This is a genomic window from Streptomyces sp. NPDC053541 (genome assembly GCF_044544705.1).
GTDB lineage: Bacteria > Actinomycetota > Actinomycetes > Streptomycetales > Streptomycetaceae > Streptomyces.
The window spans coordinates 84,980-102,339 of sequence record NZ_JBITXM010000014.1 but is presented as its reverse complement, the minus strand read 5'-3'; the positions used below and the strand labels follow the sequence as shown (position 1 = coordinate 102,339).

Sequence of the window (17,360 nt, the reverse complement as noted above, 5' to 3'; positions counted from 1 at the left end):
AAGGACGAGGAAGAGGGAGACCGTGCACGAGATCGCCGAGATCGAGCAGGCGCTCCGCCGGGCGGCCCCGCACCGGCTCGTGGGGGTCGTCGAGGACGCCCTGAGGGAGCACTTCGGCGCGATGTCGGTGGAACTCCGCCTGGCGGACTACGGGTTGCGGACCCTCCAGCTCGTCGGGCAGTCGGCCGGTGCGGACCCGTCCGTCCCGATCCACGACAGCCCCCAGGGGCGCGCCTTCGGCGCCCAGGAGCCCCACGTCGTGCGCGGGCCCGGGGCGCTCCACGTGCACCTGCCCGTCACCGTTCGCGGGGAGCGGCTGGGCGTGCTGACGGCGGAGCTGCCGCCGGGCACCGCCCTCGGGGCGCTGCTTCCGCTGCTCGCCCAGCTCTGCGAGGCGCTCGGCCACGAGATCCTGGTGGCCGAGCGCGACACGGACCTGTACGTCCTGGCCCGGCGCGCGACGCGGCTGACGCTCGCGGCGGAGATGCAGTGGCAGCTGCTGCCGGGCCGTTCCTGCGCCCGTCCCGAGTTCGCCCTCGCGGCCCATCTGGAGCCCGCCTACGCCATCTTCGGCGACAACTACGACTGGTCGGTCTCGGACGGCCGGCTGACCCTGACGGTCACCAACGGCATGGGGGAGGGGATCGAGGCCGCCCTGCTGACGAACCTCGCGATCAACGCGCTCCGCAACGCCCGCCGGGCCGGCCTCCCGCCGGCGGACCAGGCCGCGCTGGCCGACCAGGCCGTGTACGCCCAGTACCGGGGCGAGGCCTTCGTGTCGGTGCTGCTGCTCTGCTTCGACCTGGCCACCGGCGAAGTGGAGGTGGTGGACGCGGGATCGCCGCGTGTGTGGCGGCAGCGGGGGCAGACGGTGGAGTCCCTCGACTTCGAGGCGCAGCTGCCCCTCGGCATGTTCGAGGACACCGTGTACGTGCCCGAGCGGATGGCGGTGCGACCGGGGGACCGGCTGCTGTTCGGCAGCGACGGCGTGTACGCGGCCGTCTCGCCCGCCGGCGAGCGCTACGGGGACCGGGCGCTGGCCCGCGCCCTGCGGGGCACGCGCCTGCTGCCGCCCACCCAGGTCCCGCAGGCGGTCCTGCGGGAGCTCGCCGTCCACCACGGCGGCAGCCCGCTGGAGGACGACGCGCTTGTCGTGTGCCTCGACTGGAACGGCCCCGCGTCAACAGTTGTCGTGTGACAACTGTATCCTTGGGGCAACAGTCGGCGGCGTGCCCGGAAGAACACCGTCAAGGACGACCAGAGGTGGCAATGAGGACATGTGGTGTGCGCCCGGCCCGAGCCGGTCTCGGGCGGGGATCAGGCCGAGCTGACGTCCTTCAGCGGCGGGCGGGTGCGTGACGAGGCGGCCGCTCCGACCCCTTCCACGGCCTCGTGGAACCCGGTCAGCCCGCGCAGCAGCGCCTTGCGGCTCGTCGGCGTCATGGTGCCGATGACCGCGAGCAGGGCCTCCTCGCGGTGGGCCCTGAGGTCCCGCAGGTACGCCTTGCCGTGCACCGTCAGGTGCAGCTCCAGCTGTCGCCGGCTCACCGGGCTGGGCAGCCGCTGCACGAAACCCAGCGCCTCCAGCCGGTCGCACATGCGGCTCACCGAGGGCGGTGCGGAGCCGAGCAGCTCGCCCAGGGTGCGCAGGCTGATGCCCTCCTCGCGGTCCAGGCTGTACAGCACGCGCAGCTGACTCGCCGAGACGGGTGTCGAGGACACCATGTCCCGGCCGCGCTCCCACAGCACCTCCAGCAACTCGATGAGCTCCCGGGCGGCCTCGGCCGTCCGCTGCGGCTCCTGCGGCGACGGGGCGGGGTTGCTGTTCATGCCTGCCGACACTCCTCGGACGTCCGGGGCCGGGAACAGCGGCCTTGCGACGGACCGGTCATCTCCACATCTCTCCAGAAGGCGGTACGGATCCGGTGGACCGATACGTGACAGTGGAAGGCGCACTGCGCGGGGCGGCACCGCACCTCCTCCTGGACTCCCTCCGCACCAGTCTCGCGCACCTGTACGCCGCGACCTGTGCCGACCTGCTGCTCGTCGACTACGGATTCACGGCCCTGCGCCCCGTGGAGCCCGTCCAGGCACCTGCCGGGATGCCGCACGCGCCCGTGGACGCGGGCCCCGCCGGCCGCGTCTTCCGCACCCAGCAACCATATCTTTTCCGTGATGTCGGGCCCACGGCGACCGTTTACCTGCCCGTCACGGTGCGCGGCGACCGGCTCGGTGTCCTGGTCGTCGTCCTGCCCGCGGACCGGTCCGGTCCCCGGACCACCGCGAGCCTCGCCCGGGTCGCCGAGACCCTCGGACACGCCCTGTGCGTCGCCGACCGGCACACCGACCTCTATCGCCGCACCCGCAGGACGCACGCCCTCAGCGTCGCGGGGGAGATGCAGTGGGACACCCTGCCGGGCCGCGCCTGCGCCGCACCGGCCTTCGACCTGCACGCCTTCTGGGAGCCCGCCTACACCTCCGGGGGGCACCTCCTGGAGTGGAGCGCGACCGAGCGGGACCTGCTGGTCGTCGTCGCCGACGGAGCCGGCCCCGGCACCCCCGCCGCCCTGGCGAGCACCCTCGCCCTGACGGCGATCCGCAACGCCCGGCGGGCCGGTCTCGACCTGGTGACCCAGGCCAGCCTCACCGACCAGGCGCTCTACGGGCAGTACCGCGGCGGGCAGTCGCTCTCCGCCCTGCTGCTGCGGCTCGACCTGACCACCGGCGAGGCCGAGGTGGTGGACGCCGGCTCGCCCACGCTGTGGCGCGTCCGCTCCACGGTGACGGAGCGCATCGAACTGGACCGCCAGCTGCCCCTGGGCATGTTCGAGGACACGGTCTACGCCACCCAGCGCCTCCGCCTGCTCCGCGGCGACCGGCTGGTCTTCGTCGCCCACGGCGGCTCGGAGCCCGCGGCCGGCGACCCGCGCGAGGCGCACGACGGCCCGGTCGCCCGCGTCCTCGGCGGTGACGCCCGGCTGACCGGCGCGGACGTTCCCAGGGCCGTCGTACGGGCGTTGCGCGGGGCGCCCCGTGGCGCGCCGGACGCCGTCCTCGTACTCTGTCTCGACTGGCGCGGCCACGAGGCCGGCCCCCCGGACGAGGGGCGGCGCGGACGGTCCGCGCCGGTCCGGCCCGCACGTCCCTGACGCCCGGACGGGCGACGACCGCCACCGTGTGCGGTGTGGGAACCATGAAGAGGGGAAAGGCGGGTACGAGGAGCCCAGCTGCCGGCCCAGGACGAGGGGAGTACGAGCGCCATGACGGACGCGATCACCGCGGAGCGAGCGGTCCCGGAACCGCTCCTGTCCGCCGGTGCCGTCTACGCCGACGGCTCCCGCGGCGGGGCGATCGCCTCCGCCCGCGCCTTCACCGCCGACTTCCTCGCGGGCGCACCGGCCGTGCTGCCCGGACCGGTCGGCGCGGAGCGCGTCGAGCTCGCGCAGCTGGTGGTCAGCGAACTGGTCACCAACGCGATCCGGCACACGACCGGCCCCTGCCGGCTGCTCCTCGAACTGTGCCGCGATGCCCTGGAGATCTCGGTCTTCGACCAGGAGCCCGCCGCTCCGGTGCCCCGCGGGCACGATCCCCGCCGGATCGGCCAGCACGGCGTCGAGATCGTCGTCGCCGTCTGCGAGAGCGTGACCGTGGAGCCCGCTCCGGAGGGGAAACGGGTCCGCGCCCGCCTCTCCCTCCGGCCGGGGCACGCCGGCCCGGCGGACCGGCGGCACCGTCGGACGCGCTGACGCCCGGCACCGCCCCGCCGGGCCGGACACCGCGGCCCCCGGTGCGCACCGGGAGCCGCGGTTCCGGTGCCGGTCACCGGCGGTCATCCGCGCGGCGGGTCCGGTGTGCCAGTGACCGCCGCTCGCCCTCGGTCAGGCCGCCCCACACACCCGACGGCGGGTGCGGTTGCGCCAGGGCCGCGCGCAGGCAGGGTTCACGTACCGGGCAGCGCCGGCAGACCTTCTTGGCCTCCTCCGCCTGGGCGAGGGCCGGCGCTCCGGTCCCCAGCGGGAAGAAGAGATCGGGGTCGACGTCCTGGCAGGCGGCGGCCGCACGCCAGCGTTCCATGTGAGCCTCCTGGAAGGGGAGTCGGGACGGTGTCCCGTTCGCCTGACCGCTCGCCCGTCCGTGAAACCCGGTCGGCACCGCGTCCGGCGATCCGGCCGGCCGCGCGCAGCACGTCGAAACGCCCCGGCCCGGCCGGCCCGGCGTGGCCTCCCGGATCCTCTTCCGGCGTCTGCTGACGGGCCGTCATGGCCTTCACGAAATCACGACATCTTCGATGCGTCCGTCTCGGCGGCACGAGGTGTAACAGCGGCGGGACGGGTCAAGCGGACACCGCACCCGCTCGCTGACAGCCCCTCAGCCGGAGGTCCCCATGCACCAGCACCCCGTCGCGCCGCTCCCCGCACCGCGCGTCCTCACCCGGCCCATGGCCATGGAACTGCTCACCGCCGAAGCGGCGGTCCGGGTCGACACCACCCTCGGATACGACTCCCGCGACCCCCACGCCCTCAGCGTCGCCTTCCACCTCCTCGGCGAGGAGCCCGTGGTGTGGCGCGTCGACCGGGAGATGGTCCTCACCGGTTCGCTCCAGCCCGTCGGCGACGGCGAGATCCGACTCCGGCCCGCCCCGGACGGAGGACTTCTCCTCCGGCTCGGGCCGGCCGGACAGAGCGCCCTCGTCCGGTGCGAACAGGAGGCGCTCGCCCGCTTCGTACGCGACACCTTCGTCCTGGTGCCGCACGGCACGGAGGAGCGCCACATCGACTGGGGGCCGCTGCTCGCGTCCCTGAGGCGCTGACGCGGTGCGCCGCGACGCCCCGGGCGGGGCCCCGCCCCCGGTCCCGCTCAGTCGGCGCGGCCGGGGGCGGCCGGACGGAAGCAGGCCGTGACGGCCTTGCCCCGCGGACAGGCGCGGGTCCGCACGTCGTCCCCGAGCGCGTCGACCAGAAGCAGCCCCCGGCCGCCCGGCGCTTCGTCGTCCGGGCTGCGCCTCCGGGGAACCACCGGCGAGGCGTCGTGCACGGTGACGTGCAGGCACTCCTCGTCCCAGGTGAGGATCAGCTGCGCGTCGCTGTGGGCGTGCACATGGGCGTTGGTGACCAGTTCGGAGACCGTCAGCACGACGGAGTCCGCCGTGTCGGGGGCGGTGCGGTCCCAGCCGAGCACGGCCAGGTGCTCGCGCGTCCAGTCCCGGGCCGCCCTGACGCTGCTGCCCATCGGCAGCGACCGCGCCCAGCCGACGGCCCTGATCGAGGGATGCCGCTCCATGACTCTCCTTCGGACGACCGGTGTGCGGTTTCCGTCTGCCCGCGGACCGGGGAGGGAACCGGGACGACAAAAAACGGGAGTCGGTGGGTGTGGACGTGTGAAGTCCGGGTAGGCGAGCAGCCCCTGGGGCGTCCGCCCCGGTAGGAGACACGCGTGGAAGGGGAGCGGTGTGACGGTCACTGCGATGTCGGACGCGGCGGTCGAGGCGGGCACGGGGGCGCTGCCGCGGATCCCGGACACCTCGGTGGTCGCGCCCCACGACGCCCGGGCCCTGTCGAAGGTCTTCTTCCGGGAGCTCGCCACGCTGGAGGAGGGGACGCACGAGTACCAGTACGCGCGCAACACCCTCATCGAGATGAACATGAGCCTGGTCCGCTACGCCGCCGGGCGGTTCCGACACCGCGCCGACGAGATGGAGGACATCGTCCAGGTCGGCATGATCGGCCTGATCAAGGCGATCGACCGGTTCGAGCTGTCGCGGGAGGTCGAGTTCACCACCTTCGCCGTCCCCTACATCGTCGGCGAGATCAAGCGGTTCTTCCGGGACACCTCCTGGGCGGTGCACGTGCCCCGCCGGCTCCAGGAGGCGCGGGTGGAACTGGCCAGGGCGACCGAGGAACTCAGCAGCCGCCTCGGCCGGATGCCGACGGTCAAGGAACTGGCCGAGCTGATGAGCCTCAGCGAGGAGGAGGTCACCGAGGCCCGGCTGGCCTCCAACGGCTACACCTCCTCGTCGCTGGACGCCGCGCTCGGCGGCGCCGACGAGGACGGCGACGCCTCCCTGGCGGACTTCATCGGCAGCGAGGACCCCGCCATGGCCCTGGTGGAGGACTTCCACTCGCTGGCCCCGCTGATCGCCGACCTCGACGAGCGAGACCGCCGGATCGTCCACCTGCGGTTCGTCGAGGAACTGACCCAGGCCGAGATCGGTCAGCGGCTCGGCTGCTCGCAGATGCACGTCTCGCGACTGCTCGCCCGCACCGTGAAGCGCCTGCGCGAGGGCCTGCTGGGTACCGGCGCCGGCTGATCCGGGCCGCACCGGCGCCCCTGGCCCGACGGTCGGGCACGCTGAGCGGCGACACCGGCACCGGCGCCCGTCATGGCGGCGGTCGGCCTGCTGGTGGCTCCGTGTTCCGCCTCCGGCTGCGTCGGCTCCTTCGCGCACGCCCCGACCCGGGTCCGCCACTCCCAGGGCGGTCGGGGACCTGAGGTCAGTGGTGCGCGTGGTGCCCCTCGTGCGCCGCCGCGGGGGCGCCGGCCCCGGCGTTGACGGTCCGTACCGTGAACTCGGCGGTCCGGACGCCGCCTTCGTGCCGGAAGTCCAGGAAGAGGCGGTACGTGCCGGCCGAGGGCGCGACCGCCATGAAGGCGATCTCGGGCCCGGCCGCGGTGACGCCGTCGCCGGGGTGGCCCTCCGGGTGGACGTGGAGGTAGCCGAGGTCGCCGACCCGCAGCGCCACGAGGTGGCCGTACGCGGCGAGATAGGGCTCCAGGTCGGTGACGGGTCGTCCGTCCCGGCTGACGGTGAGGGTCAGGGCGCTCGCCTCGCCGGGGACGAGGTCGCCGTCGAGGGTGACGGCGTACGCGCCGAGCCGCGCGGTGCGGTCGGCCGCGGGCAGGGGCCGCGGGGCGTACGCGCCGGTGACAGCGACGTCGATCCCGAGCGTCATCGCCCCGTCGTGGGCGGCCGGGTGGATGTCGGCGAAGAACCTCCAGTCGCCCGGCTCCAGGTCCAGTTCGGTGCTCCAGGTGCCCTTCTCGTCCTTGACCGGGTGCACGTGCTGGAACCCGGACGTGTCGCGCCGGACGGCGATGAAGTGCAGCTCCTTCTCGTGCTCCGGGACGAACGCGGTCACCGGCTGCCCGTCGGGGCCGATCACCCGGAAGCGGACCGGCTGCCGGCCGGCGTCGAGGATCGTCGCGTCGAGTTCGAGGGTGTAGCCGTTCTCCGAGACCGAGAGGCCACCGGGCCGGGCGCCGCCGTGGGCGGCGTGCGCGGCGTGGCCTCCGTGGCTGCCGTGGTGCTGGGTGTGGGCGGCGTGGTCGTGGCCGGTGTGGTTCTGCATGGCGGTCTCCCCTGAAAGCGATGTGGGCCGGTGCGGTGCTCGTCCGCGCCGGGCGACGATCAGAACCATATACCCCCCAGGGGTATCCCGACGAGGCCTGATGGGAGAAATCTCGCCGTTGTGCGGGGCCGGTCGCATACTGGCGGCGTACAGCAGGCGGCCGGGGCCCGCGTCGGCAGAGCCGGGCTGTCGGTGGGTCCGGGACCGCGGGCGACGGTCGTCGACGACGGCTCAGCAGGGACCACCGCCATGACCACCACAGAACCCGCTGCGCGGATACCCGGTTTCCAGGGCCAACTGATCGGGCCCGCCGACGCGGAGTACGAGACCTTCCGCCGCTGCTTCAACCGGGACCACGACCAGCATCCGGCCCTGGTCGCCCGCTGCACGAGCCCCGAGGACGTGTGCGGGGCACTGGAATTCGCGCGGGAGAACGGGCTCGGGGTGTCGGTGCGCGGGGGCGGGCACGCCACCGCCGGGTTCGCCTCCTGCGAGGGCGGGCTCGTCGTCGACACCAGCCCCATGAAGCACGTCGAGATCGACGCCGAGGCCCGCACCGGGCGCTTCGGGGCCGGCCTCACCTGGGGCGAACTCGACGCCGCAACTCAGGAGTTCGGGCTCGCCGTGACAGGCGGGCGGGTCTCCGACACCGGCGTCGCAGGACTCACCCTCGGCAGCGGCTCCGGCTGGCTGGAGCGCATGTACGGGCCCACGGCCTGGAACATGCTGTCCGCCCGGGTGGTGACCGCCGACGGACGGATCCTGCGGGCCGACGCCGAGCAGCACCCCGACCTCTTCTGGGGACTGCGGGGCGGCGGCGGCAACTTCGGCGTCGTGACCGAGTTCGGCTTCCGGCTCCACCCGGTCGGACCGCTCGTGTACGCCGGGATGCTGCTCCACCCGCGCGCGGCCGCCGGACCGCTCACCCGCTTCTACCGCGACTTCCTGGAACAGGCACCCGACGAGGTCACCGGCGCCGTCGCACTGATCACCGCGCCGCCCGAGGAGTTCGTGCCCGAAGCGGCCCGCGGCAAGCCGGCCGTCGGCGTGATCGTCGCGTACATCGGCGACCCGGGGCGCGGCGAGGAGGTCCTGAAACCGCTGGTCGAGTGGGGCGAGCCGCTGGTGCGCCGGGTCCAGCCCATGCCGTACACCGCCGTACAGCGGATGCTGGACGACGGCACCCCGACGGGAGTCAGCGAGTACTTCAAGATCGACTACCTGCCGGAACTGCCGGACGAGGCCCTCGACACGGCGATCGCGCAGGCCGAGTCCGTGACCGCGCCCATGACCCAGATCATCTTCTGCCCGCTGGGCGGGGAGATGGACCGCGTGGACGCCGACGCCATGGCGCTGGCCGTCCCGCCGGCGAAGTGGGTGTACTTCTGCCTCGCCGTCTGGTGGGGCAACGAGGGACGAGCACGGCACATCGACTGGGCGCGCGGCTTCCACGCGGCGATGCGCCCGTGGACGACCGGCACCTCGGTGCCCAACTTCATCGGCACCGACGAGGGCGCCCGGCTGCGCGCCTCGTACGGACCGGAGAAGTACGCCCGTCTGGTGGCCCTCAAGGACCGCTACGACCCCGGGAACGTCTTCGCCCTGAACCAGAACATCCTGCCGAGCGGCTGAGCCGGGTCCGGGCCGGCCCGGACGGGAGGAGAGCGCCATGCGGACGGCCGAACGGCGCACCACGGCGGGACGCCCCCTGCGGTCCGGCGAGCTGCTGCCGGTCCGGCAACTGGCCGTCGCCTGGGCCCTGATCGTCCTCATCGCCGCCCTCGCCTGGGTGCTCACCGTCGGCCAGGCCCGCGACATGGGCGTCGAGCCCGGCACCATGGGTCTCGCGCTGCCGCTGTTCCTGCTGCTGTGGCTCGCGATGATGGCGGCGATGATGCTGCCCTCGGTCGCGCCCGTCGCCCTGACCTGGACCCGGGGCATCGCCCGCGGCTCCCGGGGCGCCACCCGGGCGCTGCGCACGGCCGCGTTCCTCTCCGGCTATCTGCTCGCCTGGACGGCCTTCGGACTGCTCGCGTACGGCGGGCTCGCGCTCACCGGCGGCCTGGTCGAGCGGCACCCGGACGCCGCCCGGTGGATCGCCGCGGCCGCCTTCGCGCTGGCAGGGCTCTACCAGCTCGGGCCGCTCAAGGACATCTGCCTGCGCCACTGCCGCAGCCCGATGGCCCAGCTGATGCGCTACGCCGCCTTCCGCCCCCGGCTGCGCGACCTCCGGGTGGGCCTGCACCACGGCGCGTACTGCGTGGGCTGCTGCTGGGCGCTGATGGTCCTGCTGGTCCCGCTCGGGGTCATGAACATCGCCGCGATGGCGGGCGTGGCGGCGCTGATCTTCCTGGAGAAGCTCTGGTCCCGTGGCCCGCTCCTGGCCAGGGTGGCCGGCGTCGCCTTCCTCGTCCTCGCCGTGCTCGCGCTCTTCCAGGACTGGCTCCTCCCGGGCCTGCACGGCTCGATGGCCCCGATGTGAAGGGCCACGACCGGCTCGGTGACCGGCTCGGCGGGTCCGGTGACGGTGACGATCCGGCGGGTGGCGGGCGTGCTCAGCGGGCCGCCTCCTCGCGGACGCGTCCCGGATCGGGGCCGGGTTCCCCGGTCCGTCCGGGGGCCGGCAGCAGCCCGGCGCCGCGCAGATGGGCGCGGGCGCCCGCGATGGCCTCGGGGGTCGTGGCGTACGTGCGGCCCTCGCGCCGCAGCAGGTCGAGCGCGCCGACCGAGTCGAGGGCCTTGCGCTGCTCGGGCCGCACGCCCGAGGTCAGCACGACGATCCCGCGCCGGTCGAGCCTCTCCACGACGTCCTTGAGGACGAGCGCGCCGGTGGCGTCCACCGTGGTCACCCGGGACATCCGCAGGACAACCACGCGGACGTCGGCGACCTCGGCGAGTTCGAGCAGGAAGCGGTGGGCGGCGGCGAAGAACAACGGGCCGTCGATCCGGTAGGCGACGATGTGCAGGGCGAGCAGGGCGCGCTCCTCCGCGCTGTGTTCCCCGGCCAGGTCGGCGGCGAAGTCGACCTCGGCGAGGCGGGCCTGCCGGGCCACGGCGCGCAGCGCGAGGGCACCCGCGACCACCAGGCCGATGATCACCGCGTACACGAGGTCGAGGGCGAGCGTCGCGGCGGCCGTGAGGATCAGCACCACGGCGTCCGAGCGGGTGGCCCGGGCCATCGCGCGCAGCGAGCCGACCTCGACCATGCGGATCGCTGTGGCGATCAGGACGCCCGCGAGCGCGGCGAGCGGGATCCGCGACACCAGCGGCGCGGCGGCGAGGACGATCAGGGCGAGGACGACGGCGTGGGTGAGGGCCGCGAGCCGTGAGGAGGCCCCGGAGCGCACGTTGACGGCGGTACGGGCGATGGCGGCCGTGGCGGGGACGCCACCGAACAGCGGAGCGGCCAGATTCGCGAGCCCCTGTCCGAACAGCTCCCGGTCCGGGTCGTGCCGCCGGCCCACCGTCATGCCGTCGGCGACCGTCGCGGAGAGCAGCGACTCCAGGGCGGCGAGCGCGGCCACCGCCACGGCGGGCGCGAGCAGCGAGCCGAGCGCGGAGACGTCGAGGAAGTCGAGGGAGGGCGCGGGCAGCCCGGCCGGCAGGTCGCCGATGGGGTCCGCGTCGAGGGGGAGGACCTGGGTCGCGAGGGTCGCGGCGGCGACCGCCACGATCGAGAAGGGCACGGTGGGGTGCCGGCGGGCCCCCAGCAGCATGATCAGCGCCACCCCGCCCGCGAGCCCCACGGAGGTCCAGTCCGGCGCCTTCGCGAACTCACGGGCCGCCTGCCAGGTGACCACCAGGACCCGGTCGCCCTCGGGTCTGGGCACGCCGAGCGCGCTCGGGACCTGCTGGAGGCCGATGACCAGCGCGATGCCGAGGGTGAAGCCCTCGACGACGGGGGCCGGGACGTAGCGCATGGACCGCCCGGCCCGGGCCACCGCGAGGACGATCAGGAGCACGCCCGCCATCAGGCCGACGGTCAGCACGCCACCGGGGCCGTATTCGGCCACGATCGGCACGAGGACCACGGTCATGGCGCCGGTCGGGCCGGACACCTGGAGGTCGGAGCCGCCGAACAGCGCGGCCAGCGCGCCGGCGACCACGGCGGTGGCCAGACCCGCCTCAGCGCCGAGGCCGGAGGAGACGCCGAAGCCGAGGGCCAGCGGCAGGGCGACGACGGCGACGGTGAGGCCCGCGAGCAGGTCGCGCCGCGGGGAGCCGAGCATGGCGGCGTAGTCGGCACGGACGGGCAGCAGGGCGCGGACCCGGCGCAGGGCCCCGCCGAGGGCGGTGCTCATCGGGCGGCGGTCCGGGCTTCACGCCCGCGGACCGGGTGACCGGGCGTCCGGAGGAACTGGGCCTCGGCCCGGTACGGCGGCACCGACACGTCTCGGTCTCTCCTCACGCCCCGCGGGGCGGGGTCCGGGGGTGCCCGCGGCTGTCCGCGGGCTGACCGATCCATGATGTAGCGAATTGCAGAATTTCGCAATTCGCTCACATGGAAGGCCGAGTATCGGCGCGGACCGCCAGGACCGTCGTGTCGTCCGCCAGGCCGCCCGCCGCGTGCGTCGCCGCCGCGGTCCGGACGTGGCGGACGAGGGCGTCCGGCGCGGCGAGGGCGGGGTCGGAGCGGAGGGCCCCGGCGAGGTCCTCGTGCAGCGGGTAGGAGGCGCCGTGGGCGTCCCGGGCCTCGGTCACGCCGTCCGAGCAGAGCAGCAGGGTCTCGCCGGACGCGAGGACGAAGCGGGTGGCGGAGGGAGGCGAGTCGGCCAGGGACAGCAGGCCCAGCGGGAGGGCCGGCTCGCCGGTCAGCGGGCGCACGCCGGCGGCGCTCACCGCGAGCGGCGTGAGGTGCCCGCAGTTGACCAGGTCCACGGCGCGGGCGGCGTCCGCCCCGGTGGGCGGGAAGTGGAGGAGCGCGGCGGTCGCGAAGCGCTCGGTCTCGTCGCCGCCGAGCGCCCGCACGTACTCCTGGTGCCGTCGCAGCCGGCCGTCCATGCGCAGGGCGACCCCGGCCAGCTCCCGCTCGTGGGCGGCGGCCTCCCGGAAGCTGCCGACCAGCGCCGCCGCGCAGGCGACCGCGTCGAGGCCCTTGCCCTGGACGTCGCCGAGGACCAGCCGGGTGCCGTGCGCCGACGGCTGGATGTCGTAGAAGTCCCCGCCGACCCGGGCGGCCACGTCCGCCGTCGTGTACGCGGCGGCGTGCTCCAGGCCGCCCCACCCCTGCGGCAGCGGGCGCAGCACCGTCCGCCAGGTGGTGTCGGCGACCTCGCGCGTGCGCGCGGCCCGGCGCACCGCCCGCAGTCGGGCGCAGCACACGGCCACCGCGCCGAGGCCGCTGACCAGGATCAGGGCGAGGCCGGAGGCGGTGCTGTGCAGGGCGACGAACGCCGCCAGCGTGAGCACCGCGTACGCCGCCGTGACCCGGACGCTGCTGAGGAGCGCCGCGAGGCCGGGGACGAGGGTCAGCCAGGCGAGGCACTGCCCGCCGGTCAGGTGCCCGGCCCCGTGCAGGGCCAGGAGCAGGGCCATCAGGACGCCGGGGAGCAGCAGGGCCGCTATGCGGCGCGGCCGCGCGGACCCGGCGGTCCCGGCCGGGGCGTACGGGCCCGCCGGGTCGTACGGGTCGACCGGCGCGGCGAGCACGGCGGGGAGGCGGTGGCGCTCCCAGGAGAGGTTCACCCTTCAACTTCACCTCGCGGACGGGGCGCGGTCGACCGGTCCGAAGTCCCGAACCCACCCGCCGAAAGGCCCCGCCGGCCTTGGGAAACCTGAAGCCCCCGGGCCCTACGAGCCGCCGCCCACGCCCAGCGCCTGGAGGTCGACCATGCCGTAGGCCTGGCTCACGTAGACGTTCGTCAGGCGCGGGTTGCGGTAGTTCAGCGTCTTCTGGGCGACGATCGGCAGGTAGTAGGCGCCGTCCGTGACCTTGTGGTTGATGTCGCGGTAGATCCCGGCGGCCTTCGTGGGGTCGGTCTCGGCCGCCGCCCGGTCGAAGAGGGCGTCGATCGCCGGGTCGTCGACCTGGGCGTAGTCGGTGTTGCCCGAGGGGATCATCGAGCGGCTGTCGGCGAGCGGCTGGAGGAAGCTCGCGCCGTGCGGGTGGTCGGCGCCCCAGCCGGCCAGGAGCAGGCCGTAGCCCCGGTTCCGGACCGTGGCCGGTGAACCCACGGTCTCGTAGAACTTCGAGAGGTCCAGCTTCTCGACCTCGATCGTGATGCCGACCTGCTTGAGGGAGGCGCGCAGCGCCTCGGCGGTGACGATCTGCTGGGTGTGGTTGTCCCGCACCGCCAGCTTGGTGGCGAAACCCTGCGGGCGGCCGCAGGCGCGCAGCTCCTCGCGGGCCTTCTCGGGCTGCGGCTTGCCCGCCGTCAGGCCGAAGGGGTCGTAGGCGTCCGAGCCGGGGATGGTCGGGGGCAGCAGGCTGCCGAGCGGCGCGCCCGCCGTGGGGCCGCCGCGCGCGGTCTGCAGGGCCTTCGGGTCGGCCGCGTAGAACACGGCCTTGCGGCAGTGCGCGTTGTCGAACGGGGCCACCGCCGACACCAGCGCGAGCAGCGGCACGTAACCGGTGGCGGGAGCGTCCGCCGAGGCCTTGAGGGTCCGGTCGCCGAGCACCCGCGCCGCGGCGGCCTGCGACAGCCCGGACTGCTGGGCGTCGAGGTCGGCCGAGCCGGCCAGGAGCTGGGTGGTGAGCGCCTCGGTGTTCTTCGTGAAGGTCAGCTCGATCCGGTCGGGCAGCGCCTTGCGCACCGGGTCGGTGGACTGCTTCCAGCCGGGATTGCGCACCAGGACCAGCTTCTCCTCCGGGGTGTACGAGGAGAACGCGTACGGCCCCGAGGCCACCGGCCTGGTGCCGTAGCGCGCGCCGGTGTCCTTCGCCCGGGGCACCGGCGAGGTGGCGCCCATGGCCAGCAGGTGCGGGAAGCGCGAGTCGGCCTTGGCGAGCCGGAACACCAGGGTGCGGTCGTCGGGCGTCTCGATCGTCGACAGGCCGTTCTTCCCGGGGCTGGTGTCCTTGGCCGGGCCCGGGTACTTCCGCTGCGGGTCCAGGGCGTCGACGAAGTACGTCGGGCCGCCGGGGAGCACCTCCTGGTCGAAGGTGCGCTCGATCGCGTACTTCACGTCCCCGCTCGCGATCGGGCTGCCGTCCTCGTAGGTCAGCCCGGACCGCAACCGCACGGTGTACGTCTTCCCGTCGGGCGACACCTCCGGCTGCGCCTCGGCGAGGTCCGGGACGAGCGAGGTGCCGGCCCGGCCGGGCTTGGTGTCGTAGGTGAGCAGGGTGCGGGCGTAGAGCCGCTGGAAGTTCCACACCCAGCCGTAGTACGCGCGGCCGGTGTCCCAGGAGTCGGCGTCGTAGGTGGCGCGCAGCCGCAGCGTGCCGCCCTTGGCGGTGGAGGGGTTGACCACGCCGGTGACGGCCGCGTCGAAGCCGGTGGGGCCGGGCTTGTCGATGCCGGTGCCCGAACCGCCGTTCTCGCCGGACGCGTTCTTGTCGCCGCCCTGGTCCTTGCCCTGGCTCATCAGGACGGCGGTGGTCACGCCGGCGCCCGTGACGAGCGCCGCCGCGACGGCGATGGCCACGATCCGGCGGGCGCGCGCCGTCCGGGCGCGCGGCGCCGCCGGGGGCCGGTCGGGCGAGGTCGGGTGCGCCGCGGCGGGCGGCCAGGTCGGGGCCGGCCCGCCCGGCTCAGGGGCCAGCTGCGGTACGGGCGCGGGCGCCGGGGCCTGTGCGGGCATCGGCGGCACGGGGCCGGGCAGCGGGGGCGGCGCCGGGACCGGCGTCGCCGGTACGGACGGCTGCGGGGCGGGACCGGGGGCCGGGGCGGGCGCTTCCGGTTCCGGTGCGGGCTCGGGCCGTTTGGCCAGGGCGTCCCGGGGGTCGGGCGCCGACGGCGGGGGCGTCTTGACGGCCCCGGCCGCGGCCCCCGCAGAGCCCCCGGCTCCGGCCTCGGCGGCTCCGTCCGCCGCCTCGGGCCCAGCCGCCGGGCGGGTGAGCGCCGCGGCCACCGGTGCCGGCAGCCAGTCCGTCTCCCGGGGCAGTCCGCCGCCGAGGGTGTGGGTGCCGGTCTCGCCGAGCAACCGGGCGAACTCCGCGAGGAGTTCGGGCACGGTCGGGCGGCGCTCCGGGTCCTTCTCCAGACAGCGGGCCACGAAGTCGGTGCCCTCCGGCAGCCCGCGCAGGTCCGGATCCTCGTACACCGCACGGAAGTTGACGGAGTGCGGCGAGCCGAGGCCGAAGGGGGACTTGCCGGTGCCGGCGAAGGCGAGCACCGCGCCGAGCGAGAACACGTCGCTCGCCGGGCCGATCCGATGTCCCGTCACCTGCTCCGGCGACATGTAGCCGGGGGTGCCGATGACCATGCCGGTCTGGGTGAGGACACTGGACTCGGTGGCCAGCGAGATGCCGAAGTCGATGACGCGGGGGCCGTCGGTGGCGAGCAGCACGTTCGACGGCTTGAGGTCGCGGTGGATCAGGCCCGTGCCGTGGATGGCCTCCAGGGCCTCGACGAGCCCGGCGCCCAGGTGGTGCAGCGAGCGCCGGGGCCAGGCCCCGTGGGCCTGGACCGCCGCGTCGAGCGCCAGGCCCGGCACGTAGGCGGTGGCGAGCCAGGCGGGGGAGCCCTCGGGGTCGGCGTCGACCACGGCCGCGGTGAAGAAGCCGGTCACCCGCCGGGCCGCCTCGACCTCCCGGGCGAACCGCCGCAGGAAGTCGGGGTCCTCGGAGAGTTCGGCGCGCACGACCTTCACGGCGACCATCCGGCCGCTGGTCGACCGGCCGAGGTACACCCGGCCCATGCCGCCCGCGCCGAGCCGCGCGAGGATCCGGTACCGCCCCACCTGCCGCGGATCTGCCGCGCCGAGCGCTTCCAACGTTCCCCCCGGTCGGTGACCCCACCGGCGGGGGTCGTCCGGGGTCGATTACATCAGACCCCGGCGCCCGAACGGGCGGCCGGGCGCCGGGCGTAGCAGAAGAGGTGCTCCTCCGGCATGGCCGAGGGCGCGTCGGGGCGGAACTCCGAGACCGCCCGGTGCAGCACCTCGAGCCCGCAGTCCTCGCGCAGCAGCCGCACGTACTCCTCGGCGGAGAAGCTGGAGACCCGGGCCCGGCGGCCCATCCAGACGATCTCCACGTCCGCCACGTCCGCCGGGACGGTCGCGCTCACCAGGAGTCCGCCCGGCTTCAGCCAGGACGCCATCCGCCGCAGCGCCCCGGCGGCCCCTGCCCGGTCCATCATCAGCAGCGGGAAGAAGGCGCACACCGCGTCGTAGCCGTCCTCGGGTGCCGTGAACTCCCGCACGTCCGCCTGCTCGAAGCGGGCCCCGGGCACCTGGCGGCGGGCCAGCTCCACCATGCCGGCCGACACGTCGATGCCGGTGACCGCGTGCCCGGCGCGGTCCAGGAGCTCGGCCACCGGGCGTCCGGTGCCGCTGCCGACGTCCAGGACCCGGGCGCCCCGGGGCAGCCGGCCGAGCAGCCAGTCGACGGCGGCCAGCTGCTCCGGCAGGTGCCCGAAGGCCTTCTCGTAGCCGATGCCGAGGTCGTCGAACAGCTCGGCGGCCGTCAGCGCCCGCCCCTCGGAACCCGTTGCGCTCATGTCGCTCCCCTCCCGCGGGCCGGCGGCCCGGTGTCCCGGACCGCCTACCCAGCGGGCGCCCGGCGCATGTCGGCGCACGGGCCCCGCCCCCCGCACGCTCGGCACCCTGACGCGCGGGACCCGGGGCGCGCCGGTCCCCGTTCGGCGGGCGTCCGCCCGTCACCCCGGTCTTCGACCGGTCGCGGGCGTGACCGGCCGCCGTCGTGTGGCCGAAACCGCGAGGCCGCGCCGCCGCGGTCCGCTCGTTCGGCGGAGGCGGCCGCGCGCCCCCGTGGCGCCCCACGTGACTCGCTGGCCTGACGGCTTCTCAATGAGCCGTGGCAGCAGCTGAGTTGCGAAGGGGGCGTGCGGATCACGATGCACGCCCCGGCGCGCTCTCCCCGGCTGGCTCGAATGTCGCCATCACCCGGAT

At 74.9% G+C, this 17,360-nt stretch carries 15 protein-coding genes; 7 read left to right on the top strand and 8 right to left on the bottom strand.

Going from position 1 to position 17,360, the window contains the following annotated elements; genetic code table 11:
- Window positions 1–22: 22 nt before the first annotated feature.
- Window positions 23–1,198: a PP2C family protein-serine/threonine phosphatase gene (locus ACIGW2_RS32725; protein WP_391652438.1), complete on the top strand. Its 1,176-nt coding sequence runs from the start codon at window positions 23–25 to the stop codon at window positions 1,196–1,198.
- 119 nt (window positions 1,199–1,317) lie between these two features.
- On the opposite strand, the gene ACIGW2_RS32720 is transcribed toward ACIGW2_RS32725, so the two are convergent.
- Window positions 1,318–1,830, bottom strand: a complete 513-nt coding sequence (locus ACIGW2_RS32720; protein WP_391652437.1) for a MarR family winged helix-turn-helix transcriptional regulator — start codon at window positions 1,828–1,830, stop codon at window positions 1,318–1,320.
- A gap of 107 nt (window positions 1,831–1,937) precedes the next feature.
- Between ACIGW2_RS32720 and ACIGW2_RS32715 the strand changes: the two genes are divergently transcribed.
- Window positions 1,938–3,149 (top strand): PP2C family protein-serine/threonine phosphatase, encoded by a 1,212-nt coding sequence (locus ACIGW2_RS32715; protein WP_399847674.1) that lies wholly within the window; start codon window positions 1,938–1,940, stop codon window positions 3,147–3,149.
- Window positions 3,150–3,260: 111 nt separating this feature from the next.
- On the top strand, window positions 3,261–3,746 hold the full coding sequence (locus ACIGW2_RS32710; RefSeq protein ID WP_391652435.1) for an ATP-binding protein: 486 nt from the start codon (window positions 3,261–3,263) through the stop codon (window positions 3,744–3,746).
- 73 nt (window positions 3,747–3,819) lie between these two features.
- Here the strand turns inward: ACIGW2_RS32710 and ACIGW2_RS32705 are convergent, their stop codons facing one another.
- Window positions 3,820–4,074: a WhiB family transcriptional regulator gene (locus ACIGW2_RS32705; RefSeq protein WP_391652434.1), complete on the bottom strand. Its 255-nt coding sequence runs from the start codon at window positions 4,072–4,074 to the stop codon at window positions 3,820–3,822.
- 310 nt (window positions 4,075–4,384) lie between these two features.
- Here ACIGW2_RS32705 and ACIGW2_RS32700 point away from each other — a divergent pair, with 310 nt between their 5' ends.
- Complete coding sequence (locus ACIGW2_RS32700) at window positions 4,385–4,810, top strand: SsgA family sporulation/cell division regulator (RefSeq protein ID WP_356072793.1); 426 nt, start codon at window positions 4,385–4,387, stop codon at window positions 4,808–4,810.
- Window positions 4,811–4,857: 47 nt separating this feature from the next.
- On the opposite strand, the gene ACIGW2_RS32695 is transcribed toward ACIGW2_RS32700, so the two are convergent.
- Window positions 4,858–5,280: an ATP-binding protein gene (locus tag ACIGW2_RS32695; RefSeq protein ID WP_391652433.1), complete on the bottom strand. Its 423-nt coding sequence runs from the start codon at window positions 5,278–5,280 to the stop codon at window positions 4,858–4,860.
- Window positions 5,281–5,464: 184 nt separating this feature from the next.
- Here ACIGW2_RS32695 and ACIGW2_RS32690 point away from each other — a divergent pair, with 184 nt between their 5' ends.
- Window positions 5,465–6,307 (top strand): RNA polymerase sigma factor SigF, encoded by an 843-nt coding sequence (locus tag ACIGW2_RS32690; RefSeq protein ID WP_391652481.1) that lies wholly within the window; start codon window positions 5,465–5,467, stop codon window positions 6,305–6,307.
- Between the two features lie 184 nt (window positions 6,308–6,491).
- Here ACIGW2_RS32690 and ACIGW2_RS32685 read toward each other — a convergent pair whose 3' ends face one another.
- On the bottom strand, window positions 6,492–7,346 hold the full coding sequence (locus tag ACIGW2_RS32685; protein WP_399847673.1) for a hypothetical protein: 855 nt from the start codon (window positions 7,344–7,346) through the stop codon (window positions 6,492–6,494).
- A gap of 249 nt (window positions 7,347–7,595) precedes the next feature.
- Here ACIGW2_RS32685 and ACIGW2_RS32680 point away from each other — a divergent pair, with 249 nt between their 5' ends.
- Complete coding sequence (locus tag ACIGW2_RS32680) at window positions 7,596–8,978, top strand: FAD-binding oxidoreductase (protein ID WP_391652431.1); 1,383 nt, start codon at window positions 7,596–7,598, stop codon at window positions 8,976–8,978.
- A gap of 37 nt (window positions 8,979–9,015) precedes the next feature.
- A complete protein-coding gene (locus ACIGW2_RS32675; RefSeq protein ID WP_399847672.1) occupies window positions 9,016–9,828 on the top strand; it encodes a DUF2182 domain-containing protein in 813 nt (270 codons plus the stop codon).
- Between the two features lie 73 nt (window positions 9,829–9,901).
- Here the strand turns inward: ACIGW2_RS32675 and ACIGW2_RS32670 are convergent, their stop codons facing one another.
- The 4 genes from ACIGW2_RS32670 to ACIGW2_RS32655 form a co-directional block, all read right to left on the bottom strand.
- Complete coding sequence (locus tag ACIGW2_RS32670) at window positions 9,902–11,647, bottom strand: SulP family inorganic anion transporter (protein WP_391652429.1); 1,746 nt, start codon at window positions 11,645–11,647, stop codon at window positions 9,902–9,904.
- A 196-nt stretch (window positions 11,648–11,843) separates the two neighbouring features.
- The gene (locus tag ACIGW2_RS32665; protein WP_399847670.1) at window positions 11,844–13,031 is read right to left on the bottom strand and encodes a PP2C family protein-serine/threonine phosphatase; all 1,188 of its coding nucleotides are present in this window, start codon (window positions 13,029–13,031) and stop codon (window positions 11,844–11,846) included.
- Between the two features lie 105 nt (window positions 13,032–13,136).
- Complete coding sequence (locus ACIGW2_RS32660; RefSeq protein WP_399847668.1) at window positions 13,137–16,190, bottom strand: ABC transporter substrate-binding protein; 3,054 nt, start codon at window positions 16,188–16,190, stop codon at window positions 13,137–13,139.
- An 86-nt stretch (window positions 16,191–16,276) separates the two neighbouring features.
- Complete coding sequence (locus ACIGW2_RS32655; protein WP_399847666.1) at window positions 16,277–16,948, bottom strand: class I SAM-dependent methyltransferase; 672 nt, start codon at window positions 16,946–16,948, stop codon at window positions 16,277–16,279.
- Window positions 16,949–17,360: the final 412 nt, after the last annotated feature.